The sequence below is a fragment of the Oleiphilus sp. HI0123 genome (assembly GCF_001635315.1).
Window position 1 is genome coordinate 1 of record NZ_LWGE01001756.1, and the last position, 1,723, is coordinate 1,723.

The window sequence follows — 1,723 nt, forward strand, 5'->3', positions numbered from 1 at the left end:
TCGATGAACATACCGGCCGAACCATGGCTGGTCGTCGTTGGGGCGAAGGTTTGCACCAGGCGATAGAAGCTAAAGAGAATGTTGCAATTCAGGCTGAAAGCCAGACTTTGGCTTCAACCACCTTCCAGAACTTCTTCCGAATTTATTCGAAACTGGCTGGTATGACGGGTACGGCGGATACCGAAGCATTCGAGTTTCAGCAAATTTATGGTTTGGATGTTGTCGTTATTCCGACAAACAAAGAGATTCAGCGAATTGATCATAACGACCTGATCTATCTGACGCAGGAAGAAAAATACCAAGCGATCATTGATGAAGTAAAAGCTGTGGTTGCGCAAAAGCGCCCGATACTAGTGGGTACTGCATCTATTGAATCATCTGAATTTTTGTCTGCATTACTTAAGAAAGCAGGCATTAAGCACAGTGTATTGAATGCGAAGCAGCATGCTCAAGAAGCTCAGATCGTTGCGCAAGCCGGTTTGCCGGGTGTTGTAACCATTGCGACGAACATGGCTGGTCGTGGCACGGATATTGTTCTGGGTGGTAATTGGGAAGCTGAAATTAAAGCATTGAAAGACCCAAGTGATGACAAGATCGCTAAAATCAAAGCTGACTGGGAAGTACGAAATAAAGCCGTACTTGAGGCAGGCGGGTTGCATATTTTGGGTACCGAACGTCACGAGTCTCGTCGAATCGATAACCAGCTTCGTGGACGATCTGGCCGTCAGGGTGACCCAGGTAGTACCCGTTTCTTCTTGTCTTTAGAAGATAACTTGATGCGTCTGTTTGCCTCGGATCGTGTACGTAACATCATGCAAGCCTTGGGTATGGACAAAGGTGAGGCCATCGAGCACAAGATGGTGAGTAATGCGATTGAAAAGGCTCAGCGTAAAGTAGAAGGCCGTAACTTTGATATTCGTAAGTCCTTACTGGAATACGATGATGTGGCGAACGATCAGCGTAGTGTGATTTATGAGCAGCGTAACTCGGTGATGGAGTCTGATGATATTTCAGATATCGTTGCAGCGATTCGCGAAGAAGTTGTTGATGATACGATCAGTCGCTTTATTCCACCGCAAAGCCTAGACGAGCAGTGGGATATCGCCGGGCTTGAAAGCCATCTTGAGTCAGAGTTTGCGGTTAAACTCCCCGTACAAGAATGGTTGGATAGTGACGATAGCTTGCACGAAGAAACCTTGCGAACCAAGATTATTGAAGAGATCGTTAAAGTTTACAAAGAGAAAGAAGAGACGGCGGGTGCGCAGTCTATGCGTAACTTCGAGAAACAAGTGTTTCTACATATTCTTGATACGCTTTGGAAGGAGCACTTGGCATCAATGGATGCATTACGTCAGGGTATCCATCTACGCAGCTACGCTCAGAAAAACCCTAAGCAGGAATACAAGCGAGAAGCATTTGTTCTATTTGAATCGATGCTGGGCAATTTGAAAAATGACGTGGTACGTGTGACCAGTCACGTGAAGATTCAGACTCAAGACGAGGCTGAAGAGCTAGAGCGACGCAGACAGCAAGAGCTAGAACAGCAATTGGGCCGGGCAAAGACTGAACATGCAGATGCCAATGCAGCCGGTAGTGAAGGTGGCTCGGCTCCGGCGGCTGAAGAAAAGCAGGCCCCTGTGACGCGAGAAGGCCGTAAAGTAGGGCGTAATGAGCCTTGCCCATGTGGCTCGGGCAAGAAGTATAAGCAGTGCCACGGTAAGGT

The 1,723-nt window shown here is 47.5% G+C and carries 1 protein-coding gene; it reads left to right on the forward strand.

Translation table 11 applies throughout. From position 1 onward, the window contains the following. The coding region (locus tag A3761_RS23730; RefSeq protein WP_197473216.1) for an SEC-C metal-binding domain-containing protein at positions 1-1,723 on the forward strand (1,723 nt) is incomplete at both ends.